Source organism: Bradyrhizobium sp. WBAH42 (assembly GCF_024585265.1).
GTDB lineage: Bacteria > Pseudomonadota > Alphaproteobacteria > Rhizobiales > Xanthobacteraceae > Bradyrhizobium.
In genome coordinates this window covers 7,307,526-7,322,909 of record NZ_CP036533.1, presented here as the reverse complement: position 1 = coordinate 7,322,909, position 15,384 = coordinate 7,307,526, and the positions used below count along the sequence as shown (strand labels likewise).

Annotated in this window: 16 protein-coding genes; 11 read left to right on the top strand and 5 right to left on the bottom strand. The window is 64.9% G+C overall.

Going from position 1 to position 15,384, the window contains the following annotated elements; all coding sequences use genetic code 11:
* Nucleotides 1-97: 97 nt before the first annotated feature.
* From DCG74_RS34495 to DCG74_RS34465, 7 genes are all read left to right on the top strand, one after another.
* Entirely contained in the window at nt 98-709 is a 612-nt protein-coding gene (locus DCG74_RS34495) for a DUF1285 domain-containing protein (RefSeq protein WP_172785899.1), read from the top strand.
* Nucleotides 710-711: 2 nt separating this feature from the next.
* Nucleotides 712-1,383 (top strand): CoA pyrophosphatase, encoded by a 672-nt coding sequence (locus tag DCG74_RS34490; protein ID WP_172785900.1) that lies wholly within the window; start codon nt 712-714, stop codon nt 1,381-1,383.
* Complete coding sequence (locus tag DCG74_RS34485; RefSeq protein WP_172785901.1) at nt 1,380-1,643, top strand: DUF6111 family protein; 264 nt, start codon at nt 1,380-1,382, stop codon at nt 1,641-1,643. The genes DCG74_RS34490 and DCG74_RS34485 overlap by 4 nt, the downstream gene beginning before the upstream one ends.
* Nucleotides 1,644-1,653: 10 nt before the next feature.
* Nucleotides 1,654-2,910 carry a CCA tRNA nucleotidyltransferase gene (locus tag DCG74_RS34480; RefSeq protein ID WP_172785902.1) on the top strand — a complete coding sequence of 419 codons (1,257 nt, stop codon included), beginning with the start codon at nt 1,654-1,656 and terminating at the stop codon, nt 2,908-2,910.
* Nucleotides 2,907-3,713 carry a sulfite exporter TauE/SafE family protein gene (locus tag DCG74_RS34475; protein ID WP_172785903.1) on the top strand — a complete coding sequence of 269 codons (807 nt, stop codon included), beginning with the start codon at nt 2,907-2,909 and terminating at the stop codon, nt 3,711-3,713. Before DCG74_RS34480 ends, DCG74_RS34475 begins: the two co-directional genes overlap by 4 nt.
* Nucleotides 3,714-3,911: 198 nt before the next feature.
* Entirely contained in the window at nt 3,912-4,742 is an 831-nt protein-coding gene (locus DCG74_RS34470) for an outer membrane protein (protein WP_172785904.1), read from the top strand.
* A 260-nt stretch (nt 4,743-5,002) separates the two neighbouring features.
* Nucleotides 5,003-5,356 (top strand): cupin domain-containing protein, encoded by a 354-nt coding sequence (locus DCG74_RS34465; protein WP_172785905.1) that lies wholly within the window; start codon nt 5,003-5,005, stop codon nt 5,354-5,356.
* A 63-nt stretch (nt 5,357-5,419) separates the two neighbouring features.
* Here the strand turns inward: DCG74_RS34465 and DCG74_RS34460 are convergent, their stop codons facing one another.
* Both DCG74_RS34460 and DCG74_RS34455 read right to left on the bottom strand, forming a co-directional pair.
* Entirely contained in the window at nt 5,420-5,623 is a 204-nt protein-coding gene (locus DCG74_RS34460; protein ID WP_172785906.1) for a YodC family protein, read from the bottom strand.
* 113 nt (nt 5,624-5,736) lie between these two features.
* Nucleotides 5,737-6,783: a hypothetical protein gene (locus DCG74_RS34455; RefSeq protein ID WP_172785907.1), complete on the bottom strand. Its 1,047-nt coding sequence runs from the start codon at nt 6,781-6,783 to the stop codon at nt 5,737-5,739.
* Nucleotides 6,784-7,051: 268 nt separating this feature from the next.
* On the opposite strand from DCG74_RS34455, the gene DCG74_RS34450 reads away from it, so the two are divergent.
* From DCG74_RS34450 to DCG74_RS34435, 4 genes are read left to right on the top strand one after another with little or no spacing between them, the layout of a single operon-like run.
* Nucleotides 7,052-7,435, top strand: coding sequence for a hypothetical protein (locus DCG74_RS34450; protein WP_172785908.1), 384 nt, complete (start codon nt 7,052-7,054; stop codon nt 7,433-7,435).
* 51 nt (nt 7,436-7,486) lie between these two features.
* Nucleotides 7,487-9,187 (top strand): efflux RND transporter periplasmic adaptor subunit, encoded by a 1,701-nt coding sequence (locus DCG74_RS34445; protein WP_246708845.1) that lies wholly within the window; start codon nt 7,487-7,489, stop codon nt 9,185-9,187.
* 6 nt (nt 9,188-9,193) lie between these two features.
* Entirely contained in the window at nt 9,194-12,313 is a 3,120-nt protein-coding gene (locus DCG74_RS34440) for an efflux RND transporter permease subunit (RefSeq protein WP_172785909.1), read from the top strand.
* Nucleotides 12,314-12,343: 30 nt separating this feature from the next.
* Complete coding sequence (locus DCG74_RS34435) at nt 12,344-12,715, top strand: hypothetical protein (protein ID WP_246708846.1); 372 nt, start codon at nt 12,344-12,346, stop codon at nt 12,713-12,715.
* A gap of 273 nt (nt 12,716-12,988) precedes the next feature.
* On the opposite strand, the gene DCG74_RS34430 is transcribed toward DCG74_RS34435, so the two are convergent.
* The 3 genes from DCG74_RS34430 to queE form a co-directional block, all read right to left on the bottom strand.
* A complete protein-coding gene (locus tag DCG74_RS34430; RefSeq protein WP_172785965.1) occupies nt 12,989-13,732 on the bottom strand; it encodes an HAD family hydrolase in 744 nt (247 codons plus the stop codon).
* The gene (gene hemF, locus DCG74_RS34425) at nt 13,729-14,616 is read right to left on the bottom strand and encodes an oxygen-dependent coproporphyrinogen oxidase (RefSeq protein ID WP_172785910.1); all 888 of its coding nucleotides are present in this window, start codon (nt 14,614-14,616) and stop codon (nt 13,729-13,731) included. Before hemF ends, DCG74_RS34430 begins: the two co-directional genes overlap by 4 nt.
* 134 nt (nt 14,617-14,750) lie before the next feature.
* Nucleotides 14,751-15,383: a 7-carboxy-7-deazaguanine synthase gene (gene queE / locus DCG74_RS34420; RefSeq protein ID WP_172785911.1), complete on the bottom strand. Its 633-nt coding sequence runs from the start codon at nt 15,381-15,383 to the stop codon at nt 14,751-14,753.
* Nucleotide 15,384: the final 1 nt, after the last annotated feature.

Genomic DNA, 15,384 nt, shown 5'->3' with positions numbered 1-15,384 from the left:
GGCGACCTCCACACCGGACTAATCCGGGTGGAACCGAGCGCCAATCGACAACGTAGACCTGCACCAATCGTGCCAAATGACAAAGTCAGGGCAAACCATGGCGAACCAAGGGCAGAGCGCCGATCGCGGTCTTGAAGGGCTGACTGCCGCCGCCAAAAGTGCTGCCAATGCCGAAGGCGCCAAAAAGGGCCTCCCTCCGGTGCATCTGTGGAATCCGCCGTTTTGCGGCGATCTCGACATCCGAATCGCCTCCGATGGTACTTGGTTCTATCTGGGGACGCCCATCGGGCGTCTTGCCTTGGTGCGGCTGTTCTCGACCATTCTCAAGCGCGAGGGCGACAAGCATTTCCTGGTCACGCCAGTGGAGAAGGTCGGCATCCGCGTCGATGATGCGCCATTCATGGCGGTCGAGATGCAGAAGGACGGCGAGGACAGCCATCGCGTGCTGCGCTTCCGCACCAATGTCGACGACTGGGTCACCTGCGATGCCGCGCACAGGCTGCGCTTCGAGCAGGCGGCGGACGGCGGACTGACGCCGTACTTGCATGTTCGCGCCGACCTCTGGGCCAAGGTCACGCGCGCGCTCTATTACGATCTGGTTGACATGGGCGAGGAGCGGATGGTCGATGGCCAGCCGATGTTCGGTGTCGAGTCGGCCGGCGAATTCTTCGCCATGGCCGACGCAGAGCAGGTGAGGGCGGCGCTTTGAACTTGAACAACCCTATCCTGACGTACGAGCCCGTCGCGCTTGGCGCTGCGGATTTCTTCGCCCGCTCCCGGGCGAGGCTCGGCTTCGACGTGCCGCCCGGCCTCTACGATCCCAACATCATCCCCGCCTCGGGCGATCCCGGCACCGACAAGATGCTCGAGATCATCGCGCGCGAGCAGCCGGTGCGCCCGGCAGCGGTCCTGATCGCGGTGGTCGACCATCCCGAGCCGACCATCCTGCTGACGCAGCGCTCGGCGCATCTCAACGACCATGCCGGCCAGATCGCGTTTCCCGGCGGCAAGATCGACGCCACCGATGCCTCGCCGCTGGATGCGGCGCTGCGCGAGGCCGAAGAGGAGGTCGGGCTGTCACGCGACTTCGTCGAGCCGCTCGGCTATCTCGATCTCTACGGCACCGCCTTCGGCTTCCGCATCCTGCCGACGGTCGCGAAGGTCAGGCCGGGCTTTTCGCTCAGCATCAACCATTCCGAGGTTGATGATGCGTTCGAGGTGCCGCTATCCTTCCTGATGGATCCGGTGAACCACCAGGTGCACAGCAAGGAATTCCGCGGCACGCCGCGATCCTATTACGCGATGCCGTTCGCGGAACGCTACATCTGGGGTGCGACGGCCGGAATGCTGCGTGTGCTGTATGAGCGGATCTATTCATCATGATCCGGACGGTTCTGACCGAGATCGGAATCTTCCTCATCCCGTTTGCCGTCTATGCGCTGTTCCTCGCCGCCACGCGCTCCGGCCTGTTCGCGCGCTCGTCCTGGCCGGTCGCGATCGTCGCGCGCCTTGCGCTGGCGGCGATCGTGCTGGTCATCGCCGGCCTGATCGGGCTTGCGCATTTCTCCGGCGCGCCGCCGGATTCGACCTACGTCCCCGCTCATATCGAGAACGGCAAGCTCGTGCCGGGCGTGGAAAAATAGGGGCCGGCCCATGAGCGCGGAGCCTTTACTCGCCGATGCGCCCTGGCTGACCGCAGGCGGGACCGCGCGCGTCCTGGCGCTGCTCGGCACCGATGGCGAGGAGGCGCGGGTGGTCGGCGGCGCCGTGCGCAACGCGCTGCTCGGTCTTGCGCCTGGAGACATCGACATCGCGACCACGGCGCTGCCGGACGAGGTGCTACGGCGTGCCAAGGCTGCCGGCATCAAGAGCGTGCCGACCGGCATCGACCACGGCACCATCACGCTGGTGATCGACGCCCACCCCTATGAAGTCACGACGCTGCGCGAGGACACCGAGACCTTCGGCCGCAAGGCCAAGGTCGCGTTCGGCCGCGACTGGGTGAAGGATGCCGAGCGGCGCGACTTCACCATGAACGGCCTGTCGGTCGATGCGCGCGGCGTCGTCTACGATTATGTCGGCGGCATCAACGACGCCAAAGCGCGGCGCGTGCGCTTCATCGGCGATCCCGACCAGCGCATCGCCGAGGATTATCTGCGCATTCTGCGCTTCTTCCGCATCCACGCCGCCTTCGGCGCCGGCGAGCCCGACCGCGACGGCTATCTCGCCTGCATCCGGGGACGCGCGGGCCTGGCGAACCTGTCGGCCGAGCGGGTGCGCATGGAGATGCTCAAGCTGCTGCTGGCCGGCGGCGCCTCCGCGGCAGCGCTCGCCATGGCCGAGGGCGGATTGCTCCAAACGCTGATCGGCGGCGTCGTCTATACGGGCCCCCTGGAGGCGATGATCGCGATCGAGCGCGAGCTCGGCCTCAGCCCCAGCAGCACGCGGCGCCTCGCCGCGCTCTCGGTCGCCGTCACCGAAGACGCCAAGCGCCTCGCCTTGCGCCTGCGGCTCTCCAATGCCGAGGCCAAGGCGCTGGATTCGATGGGGCACCGCTGGTGGCGCTTCGCCACCAAGGACGAAGCCAAGGCACGGCGCTTGCTGTACCGGCTCGGGCCCGAGCGCTATCACGATCGCGTATTGCTGGGCTGGGCCCGCGCTGCCGCTGACGTGCAGTCGCCGCGCTGGCGCGCGCTCGCCGAGTTGCCGCAGCGCTGGAGCGCGCCGAAATTTCCGCTGAAGGCCGCCGACTTCATTGCGCGCGGTCTCGCCGAAGGACCCGCGCTCGGACATGTGTTGACGCTCGCCGAGGACGCTTGGCTCGCGGCGGATTTCCCATTAGAGCAAGCCGCACTCGCTGCCATCGCCGATCAAGCTGTCGCCCGCGTCACGCGCGACCAGAAAGATTGACCATCGTCTCAGGCTTCACCGATATCTCGCTTCTGCAGCTTCTGCTGGTCGCAGCGATGGCGTTGTTTGCTTCCATCATCGGCGGTCTCGCCGGCTACGGCACCGGCGCGCTGATGCCCTTGGTGCTGGTGCCGATGGTCGGTGCCGAGCCCGTCGTGCCGATCATCGCGATCTCCGCGATGCTGACCAATGCGAGCCGCGCACTTGCCTATGTCCGCTATGCCGACCGCCGCCGCGTGCTGATCGTGCTGGCCTGCGCCGCGCTGACCACCGCAGTCGGCGCCTATGGCTACACCCGCCTCACCAATGCCGGCGCCGCGCTCGTGATCGGCACCATGCTGATCCTGAGCGTGCCGCTGCGCCGCGTGCTCCGCCGCCGCGCAGTGAAGATCGGCGACGCCGGCCTTGCCGCCGGCTCGGTCGGTTACGGCGTCCTGGTCGGCGGCACCTCGGGCTCCGGCGTGATCCTGCTCTCGCTGTTGATGGCCGCAGGGCTCGAAGGCGCCGCCGTGATCGCGACCGATGCGATGATCTCGCTCGGCACCGGCCTCATCAAGATCTCGGTGTTCGGCCTCGCCGGCGCCGTCACCGCGCAGGTGCTCGCCTTGGCGCTGCTGATCGGCGGCATGGCCGTGCCCGGCGCGTTCCTCGCAAAGGCCTTCGTCGAACGGATGCCGGTGCAGATTCACACGGCGATCCTCGATGCCGCCGTGATCACCGGGGGACTGGTGATGATCGCGGCGGCGGCGAGGCAGCTCATGGCCTGGACGACGCCGGCTGAAATGGCGTTCTTGGCGTCTTAGGAGCAATTGACGACGCGACAATCTCAGCTGCGTCGCGTCAGGCGAACTTCGCGCGCTACGCTGTGTTCCCGATGCTACAGCCGCAATGCAAGATCACCTCTATAACTCGGCTCAAGCGGACGGCCGGTCATCGGCGGTTTGACGAGTGCTCACGCGGCAAGGCGCCGCCTTGTCACGCGCACAACGTTGAGGGAAGTTATGAAGTCCATCGTCTCTGCTGCCCTTCTGGTCTCGGCTCTGTGTCTGTCCCAGGGCGCCGTCGCGGCCGATCTCGGCAGGGCTTACACCAAGGCGCCGCCCGCGCCGGTCGCATTCAGCTGGACCGGTTTTTATGCCGGCGTGCATGGCGGTTATGGCTGGAGCGATCCGACCGCGACCTTCGATCCGGGCGCGCTCGCAACCGGGACGGTCCCCGGCTATGTCGTCACGGGTGGCACTGGGCCGTTCTCCCTGGATGTGGGTCCCAAGGGTGGATTCGGCGGCGGCCAAATCGGCTATAACTGGCAGTCCGGCACGTTTGTGTACGGTCTGGAGGCGGACGTCAGCGGCGCAGCCATCAAGGAGACGGCGAGCCGCCCCTTCAGCGTCACTGGAACGATCGGCGGCGACAATGGCGCCTTCACCGGCGTATTCAATCTCAGGCAGGAAATCGATGTCTTCGGCACGGTCCGCGGACGTCTCGGATTCGCGGCGAACAATCTCTTGATCTACGGTACCGGTGGCTTCGCCTGGGGCCACGTCAAGAACAGCATCTTCACCTCCAATCTCGCCACGCCGAATATTGCCAATTTCAACGGCTTCTTCCCGGCCCTGACGCGAAGCGCGTCCTCGTCGGAAGTCCAGGTGGGTTTCTCCGCGGGTGGCGGCCTTGAATGGGCTTTCGACCCGCGCTGGACGCTCAAGGCCGAGTACATCTACATCAATCTCGGAAAGTCGAACGGCAATGCTCTTGCGTTCCCCGGGGCGTCCTTCACGGACACCGAGGTTGAGCTTCATACAGCCAAGGCCGGCATCAACTATCGGTTCTGATCCGACCGACATCAGCTCGGAGGATGGGTTTCGCCCTTGCGAAACCCATCGCCTCGATCCTGGTCATCATTCACGCACCGCCGGTGCGGCGAGCAGCATCCCTGATGAGTTTCGTAAGGGCTCTCCCATTCTACGCGCGGGTCGCGTAGAACCACATTCCGCCACGTCGCAGTCTCGTGTTCCCAAATAGGGTCGTGCTATCGCTTCCAGGAGGGTAGCCGGTCACCATATTCGGGCTGGAAGTCACCTGAGGAAACGCGATGAAAGCCCCCGCAAATCTCGCCGAGAAGCTCGCAACGTTCACTGATCGCTTCTCCCCGCGCACCGTCGCGACCTATAACGACAACGACATCATGGTGGCCAAGCTCGAGGGGTCATTTCATTGGCACAAGCACGAGGACACGGACGACTTCTTTCTCGTGCTCAGCGGGACGCTCGACATCGAGCTGCGGGATCGCACGGTCACCCTCAACCCCGGGGAGGTCTTTGTCGTGCCGAAGGGCGTCGAGCACCGGCCGGTGGCGCATGGGGAAGTGCACATCCTCTTGATCGAACCGACGGGGACACCGAATTCGGGAGACAAAGCCACGGCGGCGCCTCGTATCCTCGTCTGATCAACCCGCGCCCCTCATCAGGGCAAGAGCGCGGCTCTCACGAGAATGCGGTCCGAGAAGTGCCTACTCCTCGTCATCATCTTCGTCTTCGTCGTCCTCGTCGTCCTCTTCCACCTGCACGAGCACGGCGAGCGGCAGCGTCTCGCGGAACAGGTCGCCTTCCATGCCCATCCACAGGCACAGCACCTCGTTGTCCTTCACCTCCGCGACGGTCAGCGGCTGACCGCCGGATTTCAGCATCACGACATCGCCGGCCTTCAGATCCATGGATTGTCCTTTCGGGTTGATCGACAGGGCCGACGCTAACAGGCCGTCATGACAGGCCGATCACGCCGGCTGCCGGTGCCGAAAAGTATCCGCCGGTGTCCTCGCGGTACGCCTCAGCTGCGCTCGCTCGTAGCCGGCTGGTTCGGCAGGCACTGGTTGCTGAAATAGCCGATGGCATCGCGCGCGAAAGGAACATGGCAGAAGAAGCCGGTGGGACGGTATCGCACCCTGATGCGGTCCAGCTGCGCCATGGTCAGCGTCATGAACGCGTCCAGCCGGCGGGCCTGAAGCTGCAGCCTGTGCTCGTTGCTGTCGCGCGGCTTATCGAGCTTGCGATCATTGGGGCCGTCGTTGCCGGAGGCCGGAGCTTGCAACGCATTCGGCCCGCCGCGGAGCACCTCGAAGCAATGGTGCATCACCAAGACGTGGTGCTTGGCGCTCCACCAGTTGATGGTCACGACCTTCTGCAACGCATCGATCTCGCCATCCGCCCGCCTGGCACAGAGGTTGACGTAGGACTTCAGCCCATTGGCCGTCGGGTCGTTGCACAATTCGTCGCTGGGGCGTCCGGGATCGGCGCCATTGTAGATCGCGCCTCTGAATTGGGGGAGATTGGCTTCTGAATCGCAATCGAAATTATACTTGGTGAGCAGCGTTGCCGTCAGGGGATCCTGGTCCAGCGTGTGCTCCGCGGCCGGATCGCGCCCGAGATCGCTGGGCCAGTCGATGTAGATCTCCGCCTTGCGCGCGAAGATGGCGCCGTTCCGCCGCAGCGACGTGCGCGCCTTCCAATAGTCCGAGAACGAGTCGAATGTTTTGGAGTCCACCGGGATGAAAGCGGGGGTTGCCTGCGCCTTCAGCGAGCCGAACTGCTCGCGCAGCATGGTCTCCTGCTGGATCTGCACGTCGGCGAAGGCATTGGAGATCTCGAGGAAGGTGTCTGTCGCCTTCTGCATATCCGCCTTGGCCTGCTCGCCGACCTTCTGCTCATAGGAATTCAGATACTGGAAATATCCGCCCAGGAAGCCGGTCAGCAGGGTCACGGCCGTCAGTCCCTTGGTGACCGAGAGGCGGCTGTCCCAGGATTGAATTCTCTGCCAAAAGCCCGGCTCGCTTGCGGCCTGCGTGCGCGCTGCTTGGTCCGGAAGGTCCTGCTTCATTGTCGCCTCCAACTCACCACGCCCCGTGGCACGAGGCTACCGCAATCCCGGATTGCGGCTTGTGAAGCATTTCACTTCAAGTGAGGCAGGCGGGCTGCCGGATGTCGGGCGTCGGCAGCTCGTCGAGCGGGCGAGGAGGGTGTCTGGACCACCTCCCACGCGATGCGTCCGCGCGGAACGTCGCCTTGAATTCGCGGTCGGCATGACCTAGTTTTTCGACGTGCTGCACGGTGTCCTCCACCATCTTCGTCAACTCGCCAGAACGGCCATGTTCGTGGCGATATCTGCGTTCGTGCTTCAGGTCTCTCTGATTTCGGTCTCGCAGGTGAAGGCGGCTGTCGGCGACATGCCGATGCCGTCCGTCATGCTCAGCGGTTCCCTGCATTTCCACGATCAGCTTGCAGGCCACGTGCATTCCCACGCCGGTGACGACGCCGAAGGCCACGTCCATGACGGGCCGGATCACGACGACGACGGCGCTCCAGGCGTGGCCTGGGACATGTTTGGCACCTCGATCGCCTCAGCGCAGGTCGTTCACCTGCCCAGCGCCTTCGAAGTGCTCGGCGCCATGGACCTGCCGCTCGCGCGGGCCATTGTCGGGGTGCGCCCCGAGGGACTCGTCCGGCCACCAAGTACTTTCAGCATCGCGTAGTCCCGGCGGCGTTTCGGCCGCCGCCTTTTCGCATGTCTGAAGGATCTTTCGATGTTCATGAATCAGCGCTGCCCGAAAGGGCGGCTCACAAGTCTTGGGCTGGCCGGCGCTGTCTGGTTGGCAAGCCTGTTCTTGGGTGTCTCGGGGGCCTTTGCCCATGAAGGGCACGATCACGGCGACGCCGAGAAGACGCCGGTCGTGTCCTCGGCATATCCAAGAATTGCCGCGCGCTCCGAGCTCTACGAAGTCGTCGGCATCCTGAAAGACGGCAAGCTGTCGATCTTCGTTGATGATGCAGTGACGAACGAGCCGGTTTCGGACGCCGCCTTGCAAGTCACGATCGGCGATTCCGACCCGATCGACGCATCAAGCCGGGAGGATGGCGTTTACACCGCCCCGATTCCGAACGGCATACCGCCCGGATCGGTCGAGGTGATCTTCTCGATCAGCGCCGGCAGGGGAAATGATCTGCTAGTCGACTCGTTCACGCCGCGTGCAGAGGTTCGGCCCGCGGCGCAGAAGCACGAGCACGGCTGGCTGCTCTCGAACCGAGCGGCCATCGCGGCCTCCATGCTCGCCGCCTTGGGGTTCGGCCTTCTCTTCGCCTATTGGAAGCGGCGTGGCCGCGGCATGGCCGCCTCCATGTCCGCCGTGATGGCAGGGGCCTTCGTCATTCTCGCGGCCATCATGTTCGGCGAGGGCCGGACGAATGCAACGCAACCAAATCCGCCGGATGCTCCCGCATTGAGCGATGCCCCGCGGCGCCTGCAAGACGGCACCGTCTTCGCGGCCAAGCCGACGCAGCGTCTGCTCGAGGTACGGACCGCTGCAGCCGAGCCGCAGACGATTCATCCCGCCGTCACCCTGATCGGCCGTGTCATGGCCGACCCCAACCGCAGCAGCATCGTGCAGAGCATCTACGGGGGCCGCGTGGTTCCGGGCGATGACGGCATCCCTCGCATCGGGCAAACCGTCCGCAAGGGCGATCTGCTCATTCGGATCGAGCCGCATCTGCCAATCGCCGATCGCACGACGATCCTCGAGAAGGTCGGCGAAATCGAGCAGCTGATGGCAATCACGGAGAACAAGCTGCGGCGTCTCCGGCCGCTGGCCGAACGCGGCGCGGTGCCGCAAGGCCAGGTGAATGACCTCGAAAGCGAATTAGAGGGCCTGCGGGCGCGCCGCGAAGCCGTTCGCAATTCGCGCACCGGGTTCGAGGAGCTGCGGGCATCGACCGACGGCATCATCACGTCATCCAGGGTCGCGCCGGGCCAGGTCATACAGCCGCAAGACGTCCTGTTTCAGATCGCAGACCCTCGCAGCCTTTGGGTCGAGGCACTCGCCTATGACGAAATAGGCTTGAAGCAGCCCGAAGCCGCAACGGCAATGGCCGCAAATGGGCAGCAGATCGCGCTGAGCTTCGTCGGAACGAGCCGGGCGCTGCGCCAGCATGCGTCCGTGGTTCAGTTCGCCATTCCGGAGCCACCAGCAGGTCTCAACATCGGTCAGCCGTTGAATGTGATGGTCCAGACCGGAGCGCCCGCGTCCGGCCTGATCGTGCCGCGCAATGCCGTCGTTCGAAGCGGCAACGGCGAGAATATCGTCTGGCTGCACACCGGGCCCGAGCGCTTCGAGCCCCGGCCGGTTCGCGTGGTGCCGGTGGACGCAGCCCGCGTCATCGTGGCCGCCGGTGTCAACGAAGGCGAACACATCGTCGTTCGCGGCACCGACCTCGTCAACCAGATCCGGTAGCCGACCATGTTCAAGCTCATCGTCCAGACAAGCTTGCGCAATCGCCTGTTCGTGCTGGCGGTCGCCGCCGCGCTGGTCGGCTACGGCCTGGTCGTCCTGCCGAGCGTTTCGGTCGACGTCCTGCCGGACATCAACCGTCCGACCGTCAACATCTTGACCGAGGCAGAGGGATTGGCGCCCCAGGAGGTCGAGCAGCTGGTGACGTTCCCGATCGAGACGTCGATGAACGGCATGCCCGGCGTCATCCGCGTGCGCTCGGTCTCGGGCGTTGGTCTGTCGGTCGTCTATGTCGAGTTCGACTGGGGCGTCGAAATCTACCGCGCCCGGCAATTCGTCTCGGAGCGGCTGGCGCTGATCCGCGAGCAATTGCCGGCTTCGGCCAATCCCCAGATGGGCCCGGTGACCTCGATCATGGGCGAGATCATGCTGATCGCGCTGACGAGCGATGGCACGGCTTCACCCATGGATGTGCGCGAGATCGCTGACTTCGTCGTCCGGCCGCAACTCCTCGCCATTCCCGGCGTCGCCCAGGTGATACCCATCGGCGGCGAGGTCCGCCAATACCGCGTGACGCCGAACGTCGCCACCATGCAGGCGCTCGGGGTCACCCACGATCAGATCGAGCAGGCGGTCGCAAGGTTCGGCACCAATAGCGGCGGCGGCTTCGTCGACCAGCATGGCCGCGAATATCTGATCCGCAATGTCGGTCTCACCAGGCGTATCGAGGACCTCCGCAACACCGTCGTCGTCACCCGCGGAGAGCAGCCGATCCTGCTGAAGCAGGTTGCCTCGGTCGATTTTGCCGCGCGGACCAAGCGCGGTGACGCCGGATATGACGGCAAGCCCGCCGTCATCGTCAGCGTCATGAAGCAGCCGGCTGCGGATACTGTGGCGTTGACGCGCAATGTCGAGTCCACGCTGAAGGACCTGCAACGCACCATGCGCGGCGGGATCAACGTCACCAACGTGCAGTTCCGGCAGGCCACCTTCATCGAGACGTCGATCGGCAATGTCGAGCGCGTCCTGGCCGAGGCCGCAATCGTCGTCGCAATGGTCCTGTTCGTCTTCCTGATGAACGGTCGCGCCGCGTTCGTCTCGCTGACCGCCATTCCAATATCGATCCTGGTGACGGTCCTGGTGTTTCGCGCCTTCGGCCTCACGATCAACACCATGACGCTGGGCGGCCTCGCCATCGCGATCGGCGAGCTGGTCGACGATGCCGTGGTGGACGTCGAAAACATCCTGCGGCGCTTGCGCGAGAACGCTGCGTCGAGCACGCCGCGTCCTGTCCTCGACGTGATCTCCGGCGCGAGCCAGGAGGTTCGTTCCAGTATCGTCTATGCAACGATGATCATCGTTCTCGTCTTCGTGCCGCTGTTCGCCCTTCCGGGAATCGAAGGGCGGCTGTTCACGCCGCTTGGCGTGGCCTATGTGGTCTCGATCATCGCCTCGCTGCTGACCTCGATCACGGTGACGCCGGTGCTGTCCTACTATCTGCTTTCGGGACGAGCTCATTCAGGTGACCGCGAGAGCTTTGTCGTCACGAAGCTGAAGCAGGCCAATCGGCGGGTGCTCGGCTGGGCCTTCGAGCGGAAGGGCCTGGTGCTGGTCTTCGTCGCCGCTGCGGTCGCGGTGGCGGGCTATGCGGCGAGCCAGATGCCGCGCAGCTTTCTTCCTCCCTTCAACGAGGGGACGCTGGTCCTGTCGCTGCAGTACAATCCAGGCATTTCGCTCGCGGAATCGAACCGTCTTGGCCTATTGGCGGAACAGTTGCTCGCAAAGGTGCCCGAGGTGAAATCGGTCGGGCGCCGCACCGGCCGCGCCGAGCTCGATGAGCACGCCGAAGGCGTGCACTACAGCGAGATCGATGTCGATCTCACACCGTCCAAGCGCCTGAAGGCGGACATCTATGCGAGCATCCGGGAAGTGCTGTCCGCGCTGCCGGCGTCGGTGGCCATCGGACAGCCGATCAGCCATCGCCTCGATCATCTCCAGTCGGGTATTCGTGCCCAGATCGTGCTCAAGATCTTCGGGCAGGACATCGAGATGTTGCGGCGGCTGTCCGAAACGGTGCGCCAGCGTCTGTCGACGATCCCGGGTCTGGTCGATCTCCAGGTCGAGAAGCAGGTGCTGATCCCGCAAGTGCGGGTCCAAATCGATCATGCCCGCGCCGCTCTTCACGGCCTGACGCCGGCTGCGGTCACCCAGGCACTCGACGCGCTGTCCAATGGCCGGAAGGTCTCCCAGATCGTCGACGGCAATCGCCGTTTCGACGTCGTGATGCGCCTGTCGGAGCAAGACCGTTCGACAACGGGACTGCACAATTTGCTCATCCCGACCGGCTCGGAGTTCGTCCCGCTGAGCGCTTTGGCCGACATCGTCGAGACAGACGGGCCGAACCAGATTCAGCGTGAGGGGACCCAGCGCAGGATCGTCGTCTACGGCAACGGGGACGGACGCCGCGACATCGCCGATATCGCTGCCGACATTCAGAGGTCGGTTCGCGACCTCGATTTTCCGCAAGGCTACACGACCAGCCTCGAAGGCGCGTTCCAGGCCCAGCAGGAGGCGTCCTGGCGCGTCGGCATTCTGTCGCTGGCGTCGATGGCGATGATCTTAGTCGTCCTCTACAGCCGCTACCGGTCGATCGCACTGGCGCTGATCATCATGGGCGGTATTCCGCTCGCCCTGATCGGCAGCGTCGCCGCGCTAGAGATCTCCGGGCAGCCCTTGTCGGTGGCCTCGATGATCGGCTTCATCACCCTGGCCGGCATCTCGGCGCGCAACGGCATCTTGAAGATCTCGCACTACGTCAATCTCGCCATCCACGAAGGCGAGCGTTTCGGGGCCGGGCTGGTCATTCGAGGCAGCATGGAGCGCCTCAGTCCGGTTCTGATGACGGCGCTTTGCGCCGGATTGGCGCTCACGCCGCTCTTGATCGGCGCGGACGAGCCGGGCCGGGAAATCCTGCACCCCGTGGCCGTGACGATCTTCGGCGGCCTGCTCAGCGCCACGGTCCTCGACACAATCGTGACCCCGCTTCTGTTTCTGATGTTCGGCCAGCAGCCGCTGCAGCGGCTGGTGGCCGGACACGCTGCAACGTTCACCCCCGCGGAAGCCTATTGATACGCGCGGAAAACCAAAGAGGAGCCCGCAATGAGAACATATATCGGCCTCGCCATGACCGCTGTGATGATCGCGACGCTGGATGTTGCCGCGGCGCAGACCAAGGGCAGCAACGGCGGCCCCGTCGTCAAATCGCAAGGGCATCCGATCGAATTCGTCAGCAAGGGGACGGACATCGTCTTTTACGTCGGCGACGACGATGGATCGCCGCTTTCGACGAAGGATATGCGCGGACGCGCAACGATTCAGGATGGCGGCAAGACGGTCACCGTTTCGCTTGCGCCGGCCAATCCCAACATGATGACGGGAAGGCTGCAGGCCGAGTTGTCGCCGAAGGCGATCGTGGTGTTCTCCGGCAGCTTGCACGGTCATTCGCTGACCGCGAGATACGCTGCGCAATGATTGGCACGTTTTGGACGAGCCGGGCGGCGGCGGAACGGATCGTCGTCTATGCCCATCGAGAGGCAGAGCGGCGCCTCCGCTTCCGCCCGCACAACCGTGAGCGGCCCGGAAGGCCGCCTGCAGGCACACCGCCGCAGAGATAGCGACGATGACATAATACCCCTGTTTTGCCCGACGGATCAAACAGATTTCGTAAAATCCGTAAGCCCTTGATTTTGCAGCGGCCGGCTACTGTGCATGGGGTTGTTTTCGCAGTTTTTGTTTGGGTCCGGATCATGCCCGGTCGGGAAGCAGCTCACCGAGCGAGCGGATGATGCGGTCGGGCTTGACCGTCGAGCCCTCCGGCAGACCCTCGCCATGCACGTCCATCCAGATCGCATAGATGCCGAGACGCTGCGGCGTCACGACCTCCCATTCCAGATTGTCGCCGATCATCCAGGTATCTCCGGCGGTGACGCCGAGCGCCTGCATCGCGTGCAGATAGGCGCGCTCCTCGGGCTTGCCGAAGCCGTGCTCGCCTTCGATCTGGATGTGGTCGAAGCGATGCGCCAGCTCGAAGCGCTCGACCTTGGCGCGCTGCATGTCGGCGGCGCCGTTGGTGACCAGCGCGAGCTTGATGCCGAGCGCCTTGAACCGGTCGATCGCCTCATGCGCGCCGGGAAAGACGAACATCTCCTCCTCGCGGTAGGCGGTGAAGCGGTCGGCGAGGCGAATGGCGAGGTCGTCGGGCAGGGCGCGGTGGCCTGCGGCCGCGAGCGCGGCGAAGCCGCCCTTCACCGTCAGGTGCCGCGCCTCGGCGAGCTTCATCCGCCACGCTGCTTCCGCATTGGCCCAGAAGTTTCGCGCGAAGGCCAGCACCGCGGTTGCGACCATCGGCGGCGGCAGCGGGGCGAGTTCTTCGGCGAATTCGGCGGTGATCGTGTTCCAGGCGATCTCGGGCCGGCCATAGGCCGACAGGATGGTGTCGTCCATGTCGATCAGCATCGCGCGCGGAAGCGGCGGCAGCACGGCGTTCATGGCCACTTCACCTCCGGCGGCAGCGACGACAGGATCGAGTCCACATTGCCGCCGGTCTTCAGTCCGAAGATGGTGCCGCGGTCGTAGAGCAGGTTGAACTCGACATAGCGGCCGCGGCGGATCAGTTGCTCCTCGCGGTCCGCAGCCGTCCAGGCGCTCGCGAAATTGCGCCGCACGATCTCGGGATAGATCTTCAGGAAGGCGCGGCCGACATCCTGGGTGAAGGCGAGGTCGGCGTCCCAGTCGCCGCTGTCGTGCCAGTCGTAGAAGATGCCGCCGATGCCGCGCGCCTCTTTTCGGTGCGGCAGGTAGAAATACTCGTCGCACCACTTCTTGTACTTGTCGTAATCGGCAACGCCGCTCGGCTGCGCGCAGGCCTCTTTCATCGCGGCGTGGAAGGCGATGCTGTCGGGATCGTCCTGCGTCCGCCTTCGCTCCAGCACCGGCGTCAGGTCGGCGCCGCCGCCGAACCAGGCCTTCGTGGTGACGACGAAGCGCGTGTTCATGTGCACGGCGGGAACGTTCGGATTGCGCATGTGCGCGATCAGCGAGATGCCGGAAGCCCAGAATTTTGGATCCTCCGCAGCGCCGGGGATCTGGGCCCGGAATTCGGGTGCGAACTCGCCGTGCACCGTCGAGCAATGCACGCCGACCTTCTCGAACAGCCGGCCGTGCATCATCGACATCACGCCGCCGCCGCCGGCCGCGCCAGAGTGGTCGGTGCGCTGCCAGGGCGTGCGCTTGAAGCGGCCGGCTTCGCCCGGATGGAGGCTTTGCGGCGCTTCGTCCTCGAGCCGCTCGAAGCTCGCGCAGATGTCGTCGCGCAGGGCTTCGAACCAGCCGCGGGCGCGGGCCTTGCGGTCTTCGATCGTCGTGTCGTCCATCTGCATTCCCGGTCGCTTACCACGTGGAGTGTGCCGTAGGGTGGGCAAAGGCGCCCTTGCGCCGTGCCCACGTCTCTTACCGTCATCTTGAATCGTGGGCACGCTCCGCTTTGCCCACCCTACAAAATCATTTCCTATCTGATGCCGAGCGATTTGTGCGTCTGCACGCTGAGCCGCCATTGCGGATGGTGCAGGCAATAGTCGATCGCGCGCGCGGTGTTCTCGATGACTTCGGGCCCGTCCATCGGCTGCAGCGAGAAGCGTTCGAAGGCGAGATCCTCGAATGCTTCGGGCATCGCCAGCGCCTGCGGATAGACCAGCTTCAGCTCGTGGCCGCGCCGCAGCACCAGCTCGCTGCCGCCCTTGGGGCTGACACAGATCCAGTCGAGCCCATCAGGGGCTGCGATCGTGCCGTTGGTCTCGACGCCGATCTCGAAGCCTCTTGCGTGCAGCGCGTCGATCAGCGCAGCGTCGACCTGGAGCAGCGGCTCGCCGCCGGTCAGCACCACGTAGCGGTTGGCGGCAGCCGCTGTCCATTGCGCGGCGATGGTATCGGCGAGTTCCGCGGCCGAGCCGTAGCGCCCGCCGAGCGTGCCGTCGGTGCCGACGAAATCGGTGTCGCAGAACTTGCAAGTTGCCTCGCTGCGGTCGGCCTCGCGGCCGCTCCAGAGGTTGCAGCCGGCAAAGCGGCAGAACACCGACGCGCGTCCGGCATGGGCGCCTTCGCCTTGCAGGGTCAGGAAGATTTCCTTGACCGCGTAACTCAAG